Source organism: Thermomonospora umbrina (assembly GCF_003386555.1).
Taxonomy (GTDB): domain Bacteria; phylum Actinomycetota; class Actinomycetes; order Streptosporangiales; family Streptosporangiaceae; genus Thermomonospora; species Thermomonospora umbrina.
The window spans coordinates 3,147,144-3,161,386 of the sequence record NZ_QTTT01000001.1; the positions used below are offsets into that span (position 1 = coordinate 3,147,144).

The window sequence follows — 14,243 nt, forward strand, 5'->3', positions numbered from 1 at the left end:
TCCTTCGTGGGTCGTTGCTCGTTCAGTGCGCGTGGCCGTCGTCACCATGGCCGCCGCCGCCCGTGGCGGGCTGCTGCGGGGCGGACGCGCCGCCCGCGACGACGGTGAACTCGGCGGTGCGGACCTTGCCCTCGTGCTGAAAGTCCAGGTAGAGACGGTACGTGCCGACGCTGGGCACTTCGGCGTAGAAGGTGATCTCCGGACCGGGCCGGGTCCTGCCGTCGCCGGGCTCCCCGTCCGGGTGGACGTGGAGGTAGGCGAGGTCGCCGCTGCGCAGCGCCACCAGGTGGCCGTACGCCTCCAGGTAGGGCTCCAGGTCGGTGACGGGCTCGCCGTCCTTGGCGACCGAGAGCGTCAGCCTGCTGGTCCGACCGGGCTGCAGGGCCCCGGCCAGCCTGACCTCGTAGTCGTCCACCTTCGCCACCTGCACCGGCTCGGGCAGGTCCGCCGGCCGATGGTCGCCGGGGGCGGTGAGGTCGGCACCCAGGGTGAACTGCTCCTTGACCCCTTCGGGCTGGACGTCGGTGAACATCCGGTACGCGCCCGGGTCCGGCAGCGTCAGCGGGATCGTCCATACCCCCGCCCCGTTCACCACGGGGTGCAGGTGCTGGAAGCCCGACATGTCCCTGCGGACCACGATCAGGTGGAGCTGCTTGCCGTGGATGGTGGTGTACCGCGTCACCGGACGGCCGTCCGGCCCGTTGACGCTGAACGCGAAGTCGGTCTTCTTCCCCGGCTCGAGCGTCACCGTCTTCGGGGCCAGCGTGTAGCCGCCCTGTGACACCTGGAGGCCCCCGGGCACGGGGGCCGCGGTCTGTCCGCCGCCCCCGTGACCCGCGCCGTCGTCCGGACCCGCGCCGCCGTGGGTGTTGTGGGCGGCCGTCCGTTCGCTCGCCTTCTCGGGGGCGGGGCCGGCGACGTCGCCGACCACCGCCGCGCCCGCGAAGAGGGCCGCCAGGCCGAGGGCGTAGGCCCCCAGCTTGGTCGAGGTGTTCATGGCCCCTAGCCCTTCACCTGGTATCCGGCCTCCTGGACGGCCTCCCGGATCCGGGAGTCGTCGAGGGCCCCGTCCGCGGTCACCGTCAGCCGACCGTCGGTCAGGTCGACCTCGACCCCCGTCACGCCGGGGACCGCGCCGACCTCCTCCTTGACCGAGGTCACGCAGTGGCCGCAGGTCATCCCGACGACGGTGTACTCGGTGCTGCTCATGATCCGCTCCCTCTCCGTTTTTACCCCTAGGGGGTATGTCCGAGATCGATGATGCCATGCGTGTCAACCAACAGCAACCCCTACCCCCTACCCGTTTACGAGATCTGCATCATACGTGGTCGTCCGCATACGGTGGGTCATGCTCCCGGCGTGCCCGGAGGGGCCCGGTGAACGGTGTCGTGGCACGTGGGGACGCCTCTACGCCATGTGGAGGACGACTTCAGGACATGTGCGGCTCGGCGTCGCGTCATGTGGATCGGAAGGCCGCGACACGCCGGGAGCCCTTGGAGAAGGCCGTTGCCAAGAAGTTATCCACAGCCCCGGGAGGCGTCGTGATCGGGTAGGCGTCCGAGATATGTCGGGATTCGCACAGGTATGCAGGCCGCAGGGCCCGGAGGGGCGGGTCGTACGCAGGTTATCCACAGCGTTGTCCACAGCCATCCACAGGCATGTGGACATGGCGAGGGCACGGCGCTCCATGCGGATACTTGAAGCATGCCCGAGCTACCCGAGGTCGAGGCGCTGGCGGAGTTCCTGCGCGGACGCGCGGTGGGCCACGCCGTCGCCCGGATCGATGTCGTCGCGATCTCCGCGTTGAAGACCTACGACCCGCCGGTGACCGCCCTGCAGGGGCTCACCGTCACCGGCGTGAGCCGCCACGGCAAGTTCCTCGATCTCGACGTGGACGGCGTCCACCTGGTGACCCACCTGGCGCGGGCGGGCTGGCTGCGCTGGCAGGACGAGGTCCCGACCCGTCCCGTGCGCCCCGGCGGCAAGAATCCGCTGGCCGTACGGGTGCATCTCGACGACGGCTCCGGCTTCGACCTGACCGAGGCGGGCACCAAGAAGGGCCTGGCCGTCTATGTGGTGCGCGACCCGGCCGAGGTCCCCGGCGTCGCCGCGCTCGGGCCCGACCCGCTCGACGACGCGTTCACCCTCGACACCCTGCGCGGCATCCTCGGCGGCCGGCGCACGCGGATCAAGGGCCTGCTCCGCGACCAGAAGGTGATCGCCGGCATCGGCAACGCCTATTCCGACGAGGTGCTGCACGCCGCCCGGATGTCCCCGTTCAAGATCGCCGCCACGCTGACCGACGAGGAGGTCGCCACCCTGTACGAGGTGATCGGCGAAACCCTCCGAGACGCCGTGCGCCGCTCGGCGGGCCTGGCCGCGGGCGACCTGAAGGCGGAGAAGAAGATCGGCCTGCGCGTGCACGGCCGGGCCGGCCAGAAGTGCCCCGTCTGCGGCGACACCATCCGCGAGGTGTCGTTCGCCGACAGCGCCCTGCAGTACTGCCCCACCTGCCAGACCGGCGGCAAGCCCCTGGCCGACCGCCGGATGTCCCGGCTCCTCAAATAGGCGCGGGGCTCAGCAGAATGCGACGCAGAGCATCGTGAGCCGGTCCCGGCGCCCGAAGTGGGCGCGGAGCTCCAGAAGCCGGTCGAGCGGGGGCGAGCCGATCACTGGAACCTGAGCCCCATGCGCGCGGGGCTCAGGCGGGCTTGTCGAGGAGCGGGGTGAGCTGCTCCCAGCGGCTGATCTCGCAGCCGTTGGAGCGGGAGAAGTCCGTGTCGATCCGCGTGCCCCGCCAGGTGCCGGACACGCTGGCGACGTTCGGGCCGCCGTAGATCTCCGTGCAGATGGCGTCCTTGGCCACCGGCGCGAACGGATTCTTGAGCTTGGCCAACGCCTGACAGGCGGCCTCCGCCCGCGGATGGCTGCCGCCGGCGGGATCGCAGGTGAGCGTCCAGGTGGTCGGCGCCCCCTTCGCGGAGGGGCGGACCTCGATGTCGAGGCGGGTCTGCGCGGCCGAGGACGGGCTGAGGGCGGGAGCCGCCGGGCCGTCGTCCTCGGTCCCGCAACCGGCCAGCGCGAACGTGACGGCCAGGGCCCCGAGGCCCGCCGTCGTGGCGAGTGGTGTGCGGTACCGCATGCGGATTCGACGTTCCGGCCCCCGGCAGGGTTCCATAGGCGACGTGATGATTTTCGGGGAAGACGTCCCGGCCGTCGGCGTGACGGACGTGCCGCAGGACGCCTACCTTCTGGACGTACGCGAGCAGGACGAGTGGGAGGCCGGTCACGCCCCGGCCGCCGTGCACATCCCCATGCGCGAGCTGGGGGACCGCGCCGGGGAGATCCCGCGCGACCGGGACGTCTACGTGATCTGCCGCTCGGGCGTCCGCTCCGCCCAGGTGACGGTGGCCCTCAACAACGCGGGCTGGCTGGCCAGGAACGTCGACGGGGGCATGAAGCACTGGGCCGAGACCGGACGCCCCATGATCTCCGAAACGGGCCCCGACCCCTACGTCGCCTGAGGACGCATGCCCGGTTCCGCAATTCCTGGGCCGACCGGTCGGGCCAAGGGATAATCGATCGGAACCATCCCCCCTTGGACGAGATCCAAGGAGAAGGCTCCTCCCAGGAAAGGAGACCTCGGGATGACAGTCGGCCCCTTGACGGCAGAGGATCCCGAGGAGATCGGGGGATACCGGCTGACCGGCCGGATCGGGGAGGGCGGCCAGGGCGTCGTCTACCTGGCGAGCCGATCCGGCACCGGGGACGATCCCGTCGCCGTGAAGGTGCTGAACGGCACGGTCGAGGGCGACTCCCCCATGGACTCCGCCGAGATCGCGCTCGTGCGGCGGATCCCGCGCTTCTGCACCGCGCGCCTGCTGCACGCGGGCGTGGACGGCGGCCGTCCGTACCTCGTCAGCGAGTACATCGACGCCCCGTCGCTGCTGAGCGTGGTCGAGTCCGGCGGCCCGCTCCGCGGCGTCGAGCTGGAACGCCTCGCCGTCGGTTCGATCACCGCGCTGGCCGCCACCCATGCCGCCGGGGTGGTGCACCGGGACGTCAAGCCGCACAACGTGCTGATGGCCGCCGGCGGGCCCCGGGTGGTCGACTTCGGCGTGGCGGTGGCGCTGGGCCCGTCGGGCGCCGGGCGGTCCGGGCGTTCGGGCACGCCCCGGTACATGGCGCCCGAGCAGGCCGCGCACGGCACCGCCGACGCCGCCGCCGACGTCTGGAGCTGGGCCGTCACGATGGTCTTCGCCGCCGTCGGGAGCCGCGCGTTCGGTGACGACGACCCGTCGCCGCTGCTGGGTGTGGAGCACCATCTCCCCGACCTGCCCGCCTGGCTGGGCGAGGTGGTCATGCCCTGCCTTCGGGAGGATCCGGCACGACGTCCGCAGTCCCGCGAGATCCTGCTCCGGCTCCTCGGCTACGACGACGTACCGCCCGCGGGACCGGCCCCGGCCCCGGCCCGCAACGTCTTCCAGCTCCCCCGGTCGCCGACCGTCGACCCGGGCCGCTCGTCCCAGGGCGGAGGCGACACCGGCCACGGCCACCGCGCCTCTCCGGCGACCTCGTTCCGGCGACGGCGCCGCGTCCTTGTGGGCGGCACGGCGGTGGCGCTCGTCGTGGCGGTGACCGCCGGCCTCGGCGTGTGGCTTCGCGCGTCGGAGCCCCGGGAGCGCGCGACCGCCGCCACCACCGCGCCCACCCGGGCCCCGCACCTCATCGTCGGATCGGCGAACTTCCCCGAGAGCGTGCTGGTGAGCGAGATCTACGCGCAGGCCCTGGAGGCGAAGGGCTTCGCGATCACCCGACGGCGCGGCATCGGCTCCCGCGAGACCTACTACCCGCTGATCGAGGCCGGGGAGATCGATCTCGTGCCGGAGTACAACGGCGCGCTGGCCTCCCATCTCGGCGCGATCGACGTGGAGGCCAAGGAGCCGATGACGACCGGGCGCGTGAACGACGCGCTCAGGGACGGGCTGCCGGACGGGTTGCGGCTCCTCGACTCGGCCAAGGCGGAGAACAAGGACGCGATCGTCGTCACACGGAAAACCGCCAAGAGCCACGGCCTCCGCTCCGTCGCGGACCTGGAGGACCTCGCCGCGGGGTTCGTGCTGGGCGGCCTGCCCGAGTTCGAGACCCGCTACCAGGGGCTGATCGGCCTCAGAGCGGTCTACCACGTCGACTTCAAGGACTTTCAGCCCATCCGCCACGAGGACTCCGGCACCCTCGCCCGGCTCCTGACCCGGGGCTCCCTGCAGGCGGGCCACCTGTTCACGACCGATCCGCGGATCAGCGTCAACGGCTTCGTCGTCCTCGACGACCCCGAAGACCTGTTCGGCTCACAGAACGTCACGCCGCTGGTGAAGAAGTCCGTCGCCGGCAGGGTCGGGGCCGCGCTCGACGCGGTCTCGGCCGAACTGACGACGGACGACCTGCTCTACATGAACACCAGGGTCGCGGTGAACAAGGACAAGGTCGAGACGGTCGCCAAGGCGTGGCTCGTCCAGTCCGGCCTCGTCTGAACGCCCGTCAGCGGCAGGTGATCTCGCGTGCCCCGGAGGGGACCGGCGCCTCGGCGAGCGCGCGGGCCACGGCGACGGCGAAGGCGCGGTCGGTCCGGCGCTGCCGGATGACCACGGTCGCGCTGATTCCGGCGGTCCGGGCCGCACGGGTGATGTACCCGTGGTCGGCCAGCTCGGTGAGGAACCGGTCTGCCCATGTGGGCAGTGCTGTCGCCTGCTGCACTGTCGATCACTCATCAGGTCGGCCGCCGCCCTCGGATCGGCGGCGGGTGATCTGAGCACGGTACTGCGCGCACGGCTTCCGGTCATCCGGATCGACGAACTCATGAAGGTCGCCGAGGCTGTTATGTCCGCGTTACCCGGTGATCGAAAGTCTGGGGATCATGACTCGATCACGGGCCTTGGTCGGTGCGATGGCGCTCGTCGCCTCCGCCGGGACCACCACTCTGCTGACCGGGGCGGCGCCCGCCGCCGCCTCGGCACCCGCCACGGCCGTCGCCTGGCACGCCTGTCCGCAGTACTCCGAAGCGGCCCTGGAACGGATGGTGCCCCCCGAACTGCGGACCGAGTTCAAGGCGCTGTGGGCGCGTACCGAATGCGGGAAGGTCAGCGTCCCGCTCGACCACCGCAAGCCGTCCGGACGGCACATCACCGTCGCGGTGACCCGTCTCAAGGCGAGGGACCAGGCGCGTCGGGCCGGGAGCCTGGCGCTCAACCCGGGCGGGCCGGGCGGCAGCGGCTACCTGATGCCGGTCCTGTACGTCCTTCAGCGCGACAACGGCAACGGGGAGAAGCTCAACGAGCGGTACGACCTGATCGGGTTCGACCCGCGCGGCGTCGGTTACAGCAGCAAGGTCGACTGCCGCGATCCGGGACGGCAGCCTCCCCTCAGGGCGCCGATCACCGAGGCCGCCGCCAGGGCGGCGTACGACTGGCAGGTGAAGGCGAACCGGGCGTGCGGCGAGCAGGACCCGGCGTTCCTCGGGCAGCTCACCACCGCCAACGTCGCACGTGACCTGGACCGGGTGCGCGGCGCACTCGGTGAGCGGAAGCTGAGCTACCTGGGCATCTCGTGGGGCACCTGGCTGGGCGCGCAGTACCGCGACCTGTTCCCGGGCAGGGTGCAGCGGATGTGGCTGGACAGCACGGCGCTCCCCGACTTCCGGCTCGACGCGTTCCAGGCCGGCCGCGCCACCGCCACGGCTCAGAACTTCGGACGGGAGGCCGACTGGATCGCCGCGCGCAACGGCACGTACGACTTCGGGACCACCCGGCAACAGGTTCAGGCCGCGATGGCGAGGCTGAAGGAGGAGCTCACCGCTCGACCCAAGACGTTCACCGACCTCCCCGAGGAGACGTTCGACGGTTTCCTCGTCTCCCAGATCGCGGGAGTTCCGAGCCTCATGTGGCCGGAGGCCGCGGCGCTGTTGAAGGAGCTGCGCGACGCCCGGAGCGGGGAGCCGGCCCCGCCCCTGATCAAGAAGATCTTCTCGAGGGCCGACGGTGGTGGCGGTGAGCCTCCCGCCGACCTGCCGGAGGACTTCAACGGAACGATGAACCAGGCGGTCTTCTGCAACGAGGACACCGGACCGCGCGACTTCGACTCCTTCTGGGCCGCGTTCCAGAAGGACCGCAAGCGCCACCCCGTCACCGGTGATCTGAGCATGCCCCTGAACGGCTGCGCGGGTTGGCCGCTGCCCGTCCAGCCGGTCAGGCTGCATCACGGCAACGCGCCGCTGGTGATGTCGGCGCACCGTCACGAGGTGCCCTCGCCGTATCCGTGGACGCGGGACATGCAGGACGCCGTCGGCGGCAAGGTGCTCACCGTGAACGACGACATCCACGGCTCGACCGCCGGCATGGCGTCCGACTGCGCCCCGAAGATCGCCACCTACTTCGCCACGGGCCGCCTGGACGGCACGGAATGCGAGGGCGTCCCCGTACCGACCTCTCCGGACCCGTCGACCCGCACCCTGGCGGCCCCCGGGTCGACCACGGCGGACCTCGCGCGCCACCTCACCAAGCCCCGTGACGTGCTCCCCGTCGACCCGTCGCCCCTCGGGTGGCTCGACCGAGGCTGATCCATGCCCGGAGGCCCCCCAGGGCCTCTTCCTTGAAGGCCCCGGCCGGACCCCTCCCCGGCCGGGGCCTTCGCCCGCGCACGGGTCAACAGGTGCCGATGCAGGGGGTGCGGAAGACCTCCTCGCCGCCGACGGTCGCGACGAAGTCGCCGCGGAGCCAGTCGGACTCGGCGATCGGGGCGGCGCTCGTGATGGTGCCCTTGAGGGAGACGGCGCGCCCCTCGTCGGTGGTCCCGGTGCAGGTCACGGGTGTGCTCTGACCTCCCGTGGAGGTGACCTCGCACGACAGCTCGCCGTTGAGGACGACCCCGGCCCTGAGCTGGATCTCCGCCGCCCCGAGGACCTCGATCTGCCCTTGGCGCTTGCCGATCTCCGCGCCGTCCTTGACGCCTTCCCTGATGTCGTTCACCCCTCCGTTGCAGGCGGTGAGCGTGAGCGCGGTCAGCAGGAGGGCGGCGGACGCCACGAGAACGGGGGCGCGAAAGGGGGTCATCCCAGCAGAGTAAACCGGGCAGGGGTGGATATCCGTGATCTTCCGGGCGATGTACGATCCCACCGACTCAGTCATCGCGGGAGCTCGGGCCGACCGGGCTGAGAGGGCGACAGGACGGCGTCGCCGACCGCAGGAACCTGTCCGGGTAATGCCGGCGTAGGGAGCGTGCCCGTGAAGTCGGTCCTGCGTGCCTCCGGGGAGGCCCCGAGCGACGAGGCCCCGTACACCCTGGACGAGCCGGCCCCGAAGGTGCTCGGCTTCTGGGACCAGAGCGCGTTCTGGGCCAACCTGGGGGTCAGCCTGTTCGCGTTCTCCGGCGCGTACACCGTTCTGGCCCCGGACGCGGACGGCGCGCTGCGCCTGCCGGTCACCGCGGGGATCCTCGCGATGATCGTCGGAACGGTGCTGGGCGGGCTGATGCTGGGCCTGGCCGCCGTCCCGGGGGCCCGCACCGGCCGGCCCGCCATGGTGTTGCTGCGCGGGCTCTTCGGGGCGCGGCTGTCGTACGTGCCGACGGTGCTCAACATCGTCCAGTTGATCGGCTGGGGGACGTTCGAGCTGGTCGTGATCGCGGACGCGGCGCGAGAACTGTACGACGGGGTGCCGCGCTGGACGTACGTGCTGGCGGCGGGGCTGCTGACCACGGCGCTGGCGATCCGGCCGCTGGGCTCGGTGCGGCTGCTGCGCCGGTACGTGACCGCGGCGGTGCTGATCGCGCTGATCTACTTCTACGTCCAACTGCTGCGGGAGCCGCTGCCCGACCTGGGCCTGGTGCCGGGCACGCAGAGCGACACGGTGTCGTGGAGCCTGTTCTGGGCCGGCGCGGACGCGGCGCTGGCCGTGTCGATCTCGTGGGTGCCGCTGGCGGCCGACTACACCCGGCACGCCCGCAGCGAGCGGGGCGCGTTCGGGGCGGCGACGGTGGCGTACGCGGCGACGCAGATCATCGCCTACGTCTTGGGGCTGCTGGCGTTGGCGCTGGTGGCGGGGAACTCCGAGGAGGTCTACTCGCCGTTCCTCGGGGTGGCGCTGGGTGGGTGGTTCTTCGCGGTGTTCGTGCTGCGGGAGGCCGACCAGTCGTTCGCGAACGTGTACTCCACGGCGGTGTCGATCCAGAACATCGTGCCCAAGGCGGACCGGCGGACCCTCGCCATCGGGCTGGGAGCGACGATCACCGGGCTGGCGCTGGTGGTGAACATGGGCGACTACGCCGGTTTCCTCTCACTGATCGGTTCGGTCTTCATTCCGATGCTGGGAGTGCTGGCGGTCGACTTCTTCCTCGGCCGGGGACGTTCGAGCGCCGGGTGGGACCTGACCCCGACGGCGCCGTCGCGCTGGGGGATGATCGTCGCCTGGGTGCTCGGCTTCGTGACGTACCAGATGATCAACCCGGGGGGAGTGAGCGGCTGGGCGTCGTTCTGGACGGACCTGCGGGACACCGTCGGCCTCACCCCGCAGCCCTGGACCAGCGCATCGCTGCTGTCGTTCCTCGTGGCGGGGGCGGCGGGATACGCCCTCGGCCGGGTCCGGCCACGCTCGGGCGCGGCCCGCCGACCGTGATCGCCCGCCCGGTAGAGTGCGTCGATCTCCCCGCTCGGGAACGAGGTGAGGCGTGGGACGCGTGGGTGGTGTTCCTGCGGTCACAGCGCCGCTGACGTGGGAACCTTTCCATCGCGCTTCGCCGGTCACGGCAGAAGATCCGGTGGCACGATGACAGTCGTGGGGCACGATCAGAGCGACCATGAGCGCCGTGACGCCAATATCCGCGCGGTCGTCGAGTGCGCGGCCGACGCGATCGTCGCCGTGGACCCGCAGTTCCGGGTGACGGTGTGGAACCCCGCCGCCGAGCGGATGTTCGGCTGGCCCGCCGCCGACGTCCTCGGCCGGGTGCCGCCGATCGTGCCGGACGAGCTGCAGGCCGAGCAGAACGCGGTGCTGGAACGGATCCGCGAGGGCGGCCAGATCTCCATCGCCACCCGCCGGTTCCAGCGCGACGGCCGGCTGATCGACGTGCGGATCGACACCAGCGTCCTGCACGACGGCGACGGCCGGCTGCTGGGCTGGGTGGGTGTCTACCACCCGGTCGACGAGGCCGACCTCGCCCAGCACCACATGGCCGAACGGGCCCGGCTGGTGCGCCGGCTCAACGACATCGTGGCCGACCTCAACGCCGAGCTCGACCTGGCCGTCGTCCTCGACCGGATCACCACCGCGCTGATCGAGCTGACCGGGGCCGACGCGGGCGGCTTCGTCCGGATCACCGGCGACTCGCTGGAGCTGGTCAGCCTCAGCGGCCTGCCCGACCGGATGCGCGGCACCGTCGCCGACCTGCGCTCCAGCCTGGTCGGCGAGCTGCTGCGCTCCGGCAAGACGGTGATGCTGGCCACCGGCGAACGCCGCCTCGGCGACCTGATCTGGTCGGAGCTGCCGGGCCTGCACACGATCGCGCTCGGCCTGTCGTACCTGCAGAACCGGCCGTACGGGGCGCTGTACGCGCTGTTCTCCGACCGCAAGGTCGGGCACACCGAGCTGGAGCTGCTGGAGCTGCTGGCCGGGCACGCCGGCGTCGCGGTCGGGAACGCGGTCGCCTACGCCGACGCCGTCCGACAGCGCGCCCACGAACGCGCGGTGATCGACTCCAGCGCCGACGGCATCGCCGTGCTCGACCCCTCCGGGGTCGTCCGCCAGTGGAACCCGGCCGCCGCCCGCCTCACCGGCGTCGCCGCCGAGGAGGTCATCGGGAGCCCTCCGCCGTTCGAGATCCCCGCGCCCGGCCGCACCCTCACCCTGCGCCTGCCGTCGAGGATCTGGCTGAACGTGCTGTGCGCCGAGGTCGAGGAGACCGGCGAGCTGGTGGTCGACTTCCGCGACGTGACCGAGGCCAAGGACCTGGAGGAGGCCAAGGACCTCTTCCTGGCCACCACCAGCCACGAGCTGCGCACCCCGATCACGGTCGTCCAGGGCTTCGCCAGCACGCTGGTCAACCGGTGGGACAAGCTCACCGACGCCGACCGCCGCGCCGCCGTCGAGACCATCGCCGAACGGGCCCAGGCGCTGGGCCGGCTGGTCGAGCACCTGCTCCTGGGCTCCCGGGCGGGCGCGGGCGAGCTGAAGGTGACCATCGAGACCTTCGACCTCGGACGCCTGCTGGAGTCGGCGGTGGCGGGCTTCCGCTCGCTGTCGGAGCTGCACGACGTGCGGTTGGAGGTCGCGCCCGACCTGCCCCTCGTCGGCGGCGACCGGATGGCCACCGACATCATCCTGGGCCAGTTGCTGGAGAACGCGATCAAGTACTCCCCGGACGGCGGCACCGTCGCCGTCCGCGCCCGGGAGGAGGACGGCGACCTGGTGGTCACCGTCTCCGACGAGGGTGTCGGCATCGCCTCCGGCGACCACGAGCGCATCTTCGAACGCTTCGTCCAGGGCGACGCCGGCGACCGCCGACGCTTCGGCGGGATCGGCCTCGGGCTCTACATCGTCAAACGCCTCGCCGAGGCCCAGCACGGCGACGTCTCCGCCCACTCCCGCGCGGGCGGCGGCACCACGATGCGCCTGGTCCTGCGCCCCGCGCAGTGATCCGCGCCCGCCTCTCGGCGTGGTGGGGATCTGGCCGGCATCCCGATGAACGTGGTGATTTGTCACGGGGATGTGACGGACGAAACGCTCATGTGAGGAGTAATCCGCCCGCGGGTTGGATAGGTCATTCAGGGGCGTGGTATCCGGAGGGGCCAGGGGGCCCGATGGGAGTGGTGAGCCGTGAGGGGAACACCGGTCACCCGTGACGACGCCGGCCGAGGTTTCAGCAGCTCATCGGCCCTGTTTATGGACATTCGCATCGGGGCATTTCGGTCGTAGCATGTGACCTACGGGCTAGCCCGTACTAACGGGGAGGTGAGGGCGTCGAGCGTCGTACTGCTACCTCACGCACCGTCCAGCGTCGCGGTCGCCCGTAGACGCCTCGCCTCCGACCTCCGCGCCACCGGGGTCCGCACGTGCGTCATCGACGACGCCGGCGTCATCATCAGCGAACTGTTGAGCAACGCACTGCGGCACGCCAGACCCCTGCCGTCCGGCCAGATCCAGGTGAGCTGGGAACGCAGCGGAGACGAGGTGGAGGTCGCCGTCTGCGACGGCGGCGCAATGACCGAACCCCGCTGCAGCCGCCCCACCCTCTCCTCCCTCGGAGGCCGCGGCCTCGGCATCGTCGAGGCCCTCGCGGAGTGCTGGGGCGTCCGCCACGAGGACGGCCGCACCACGGTGTGGGCCGTCCTGAACGCCCCCCAGCCCGCCCCTCCCACCGGCGGCCCCGTCCGCGGCATCGCCCACGCCACCGCCCTCGCCGACGACACCGACGTCATGGAGTCCGCCTCCCCCCGCCGCAGCGGCACCCGCCTCACCGGAGGCTGACCCCGCCCGCCCGGCCGTGTCGATGTTGAACGACGCACGCACGGTGGTGGGCCGATGCCTGAACGGGATGCCAAGAATGTGTGATCAAGCACATTCTCGTTCGCGATATGCGGCGGCCTGTATGGTCATTCACGGCTCGGGCGCTGTCGTGCCCCCGTCGACACCGCCCGAGCATCCAAACGTGTTTTCTGTGGGGGGGCGACCCCCCACACCCCCCGCGCCCGGTCGTGGAGATCTCCAGCCGCACACTCCTCCGCTAGCGCTCCGGAGCGTCCGCCTGGAGCGACCGGGCATTTGTGCGGGGTCGCCGTTCGAACGTGAGGGTCGCCGTTCAGACGTGGGGGCCGCCGTTCGCACGTGGGGTCGCCGTTCGGGCGTGGGGCCGCCGTTCAGACGTCGGGTCGCCCCTTCGCACGTCGGGGTCGCCGTTCGGGCGTGGGGTCGTTCTTCAGGCTTGCGTGGGGTTCGGGCTTGGCGGGTGGGTCAGGGGGTCGTCGGGTCGCGGAGGACGGGGCAGGACATGCAGCGGGGGCCGCCGCGGCCGCTGCCCAGTTCGCTGCCGCCGATGCGGATGACCTCGATGCCCGCCGTCTCCAGTTGGGCGTTGGTCTCGGTGTTGCGCTCGTACGCCACCGCGAGGCGGGGGGCGACCGCCAGGGTGTTGTTGCCGTCGTCCCACTGCTCGCGCTCGGCGGTCACCGGATCCAGGCCCGTGTCGATCAGGCGGAGCCGGTCGAGGCCCATCGCCTCCGCCGCCGCCTCCAGGAACGGGCGTTCGTCGGAGACCCGCAACTCCCCGTCGTTCCAGGTCACGGTGTACGCCATCAGCGAGTACGCCATCGCCGGGTACATCACCACCGTGTCGACGTCCACCATCGTGCAGATGGTGTCCAGGTGCATGGTCGCCCGTTCCTGCGCGATCGGCACGGCCAGCACCGTGTGCGCGACGCCGGCGGCGAAGACCTGGCGGGCGAGGCGTTCCACCCCGGCCGGGGTCGTCCGCTCGCCGGTGCCCACGGCGATCACCCCGGGGGCCAGCAGCAGGATGTCGCCGCCCTCCACGTGCTCCAACCCGGGCCCGTACGTCGTCTCGACACCCTCGAACCGGGGATGGAACGCGTAGATCAGCCCGGTCAGCGAGGTCTCCCGACGCCGGGCCGGCATCGCCAGGCTGGTGACCGCGACGCGCGGGCCGATCCAGGCGCTGCTGTCCCGGGTGAACAGCAGGTTGGGCAGCGGGTCGATGATGAAGTCCAGCCGGTCCATCAGCCGGTAGACCAGGCCGTGCGCCGACTTGAGCTCCTCGTGGGCCAGCCCGGCGATCAGCGTGTGCGCGAGTCGTTCCGGGTCGAGGTCGCGCAGATGACCCTCCACGACCGGCCGCAACTGGTCGCCCAGCCGGGGGTCGGCGACGATCCCGGCGATCGCCTCGTCCCGCGCGTCCGCGTACTCCAGCGTGTCCTGCAGCAGCTCCGTCAGGTACAGGACCTCGACACCGTGGTCCCGCAGCGCCTGCGCGAACGCGTCGTGCTCCTCCTGCGCCCGGCCGACCCAGGGGATCCCGTCGAACAGCAGCTTGTCGTTGTTGCGCGGGGTGAGCCGCTTCAGCTCCGCACCCGGCCGGTGCAGCAGCACGGTGCGAAGCCTGCCGACTTCGCTGTCGACGCGGTACTTATGGGTCATCTTGTGCAGTCTATGCTCGTCCGTACCATGCGAAGATCAACAGATTTC

At 71.4% G+C, this 14,243-nt stretch carries 13 protein-coding genes and 1 riboswitch; of the genes, 7 read left to right on the forward strand and 6 right to left on the reverse strand.

The window, feature by feature from the left end; genetic code table 11:
- Positions 1-22: 22 nt before the first annotated feature.
- Together DFJ69_RS14025 and DFJ69_RS14030 are read right to left on the reverse strand one after the other, a co-directional pair.
- On the reverse strand, positions 23-997 hold the full coding sequence (locus DFJ69_RS14025; protein ID WP_116022893.1) for a hypothetical protein: 975 nt from the start codon (positions 995-997) through the stop codon (positions 23-25).
- Between the two features lie 5 nt (positions 998-1,002).
- Positions 1,003-1,209: a heavy-metal-associated domain-containing protein gene (locus DFJ69_RS14030; RefSeq protein WP_116022894.1), complete on the reverse strand. Its 207-nt coding sequence runs from the start codon at positions 1,207-1,209 to the stop codon at positions 1,003-1,005.
- A gap of 495 nt (positions 1,210-1,704) precedes the next feature.
- On the opposite strand from DFJ69_RS14030, the gene DFJ69_RS14035 reads away from it, so the two are divergent.
- The gene (locus tag DFJ69_RS14035) at positions 1,705-2,568 is read left to right on the forward strand and encodes an Fpg/Nei family DNA glycosylase (protein WP_116022895.1); all 864 of its coding nucleotides are present in this window, start codon (positions 1,705-1,707) and stop codon (positions 2,566-2,568) included.
- A gap of 133 nt (positions 2,569-2,701) precedes the next feature.
- Here the strand turns inward: DFJ69_RS14035 and DFJ69_RS14040 are convergent, their stop codons facing one another.
- Complete coding sequence (locus DFJ69_RS14040) at positions 2,702-3,142, reverse strand: SSI family serine proteinase inhibitor (RefSeq protein ID WP_116022896.1); 441 nt, start codon at positions 3,140-3,142, stop codon at positions 2,702-2,704.
- 49 nt (positions 3,143-3,191) lie between these two features.
- Here DFJ69_RS14040 and DFJ69_RS14045 point away from each other — a divergent pair, with 49 nt between their 5' ends.
- Positions 3,192-3,524: a rhodanese-like domain-containing protein gene (locus DFJ69_RS14045; RefSeq protein WP_116026624.1), complete on the forward strand. Its 333-nt coding sequence runs from the start codon at positions 3,192-3,194 to the stop codon at positions 3,522-3,524.
- A gap of 138 nt (positions 3,525-3,662) precedes the next feature.
- Complete coding sequence (locus DFJ69_RS14050; protein WP_170177649.1) at positions 3,663-5,531, forward strand: glycine betaine ABC transporter substrate-binding protein; 1,869 nt, start codon at positions 3,663-3,665, stop codon at positions 5,529-5,531.
- Between the two features lie 7 nt (positions 5,532-5,538).
- Here the strand turns inward: DFJ69_RS14050 and DFJ69_RS14055 are convergent, their stop codons facing one another.
- The gene (locus DFJ69_RS14055) at positions 5,539-5,754 is read right to left on the reverse strand and encodes a hypothetical protein (RefSeq protein ID WP_116022898.1); all 216 of its coding nucleotides are present in this window, start codon (positions 5,752-5,754) and stop codon (positions 5,539-5,541) included.
- 160 nt (positions 5,755-5,914) lie between these two features.
- On the opposite strand from DFJ69_RS14055, the gene DFJ69_RS14060 reads away from it, so the two are divergent.
- On the forward strand, positions 5,915-7,612 hold the full coding sequence (locus DFJ69_RS14060; protein ID WP_147312303.1) for an alpha/beta hydrolase: 1,698 nt from the start codon (positions 5,915-5,917) through the stop codon (positions 7,610-7,612).
- Positions 7,613-7,697: 85 nt separating this feature from the next.
- Here the strand turns inward: DFJ69_RS14060 and DFJ69_RS14065 are convergent, their stop codons facing one another.
- The gene (locus DFJ69_RS14065; RefSeq protein WP_147312304.1) at positions 7,698-8,105 is read right to left on the reverse strand and encodes a hypothetical protein; all 408 of its coding nucleotides are present in this window, start codon (positions 8,103-8,105) and stop codon (positions 7,698-7,700) included.
- Positions 8,106-8,171: 66 nt separating this feature from the next.
- Positions 8,172-8,286: riboswitch (TPP riboswitch) on the forward strand.
- Here DFJ69_RS14065 and DFJ69_RS14070 point away from each other — a divergent pair.
- The 3 genes from DFJ69_RS14070 to DFJ69_RS14080 all read left to right on the forward strand — a co-directional run bounded on the left by DFJ69_RS14070 (position 8,277) and on the right by DFJ69_RS14080 (position 12,512).
- Positions 8,277-9,665 carry a purine-cytosine permease family protein gene (locus DFJ69_RS14070; RefSeq protein ID WP_245974362.1) on the forward strand — a complete coding sequence of 463 codons (1,389 nt, stop codon included), beginning with the start codon at positions 8,277-8,279 and terminating at the stop codon, positions 9,663-9,665. (Overlaps the previous riboswitch by 10 nt.)
- A gap of 159 nt (positions 9,666-9,824) precedes the next feature.
- Complete coding sequence (locus tag DFJ69_RS14075; RefSeq protein ID WP_245974363.1) at positions 9,825-11,681, forward strand: PAS domain-containing sensor histidine kinase; 1,857 nt, start codon at positions 9,825-9,827, stop codon at positions 11,679-11,681.
- Positions 11,682-11,996: 315 nt separating this feature from the next.
- A complete protein-coding gene (locus DFJ69_RS14080; RefSeq protein WP_116022902.1) occupies positions 11,997-12,512 on the forward strand; it encodes an ATP-binding protein in 516 nt (171 codons plus the stop codon).
- Positions 12,513-12,995: 483 nt separating this feature from the next.
- On the opposite strand, the gene DFJ69_RS14085 is transcribed toward DFJ69_RS14080, so the two are convergent.
- Complete coding sequence (locus DFJ69_RS14085) at positions 12,996-14,195, reverse strand: arginine deiminase (RefSeq protein ID WP_116022903.1); 1,200 nt, start codon at positions 14,193-14,195, stop codon at positions 12,996-12,998.
- Positions 14,196-14,243 lie beyond the last annotated feature (48 nt).

What these genes read in the sequence shown, in the direction of transcription:
- DFJ69_RS14035 (WP_116022895.1), top strand. Translation starts at nt 1,705, where the DNA reads ATGCCCGAGCTACCCGAGGTCGAGGCGCTGGCGGAGTTCCTGCGCGGA.
- DFJ69_RS14030 (WP_116022894.1), bottom strand. Translation starts at nt 1,209, where the DNA reads ATGAGCAGCACCGAGTACACCGTCGTCGGGATGACCTGCGGCCACTGC.
- DFJ69_RS14085 (WP_116022903.1), bottom strand. Translation starts at nt 14,195, where the DNA reads ATGACCCATAAGTACCGCGTCGACAGCGAAGTCGGCAGGCTTCGCACC.
- DFJ69_RS14065 (WP_147312304.1), bottom strand. Translation starts at nt 8,105, where the DNA reads ATGACCCCCTTTCGCGCCCCCGTTCTCGTGGCGTCCGCCGCCCTCCTG.
- DFJ69_RS14025 (WP_116022893.1), bottom strand. Translation starts at nt 997, where the DNA reads ATGAACACCTCGACCAAGCTGGGGGCCTACGCCCTCGGCCTGGCGGCC.
- DFJ69_RS14060 (WP_147312303.1), top strand. Translation starts at nt 5,915, where the DNA reads ATGACTCGATCACGGGCCTTGGTCGGTGCGATGGCGCTCGTCGCCTCC.
- DFJ69_RS14040 (WP_116022896.1), bottom strand. Translation starts at nt 3,142, where the DNA reads ATGCGGTACCGCACACCACTCGCCACGACGGCGGGCCTCGGGGCCCTG.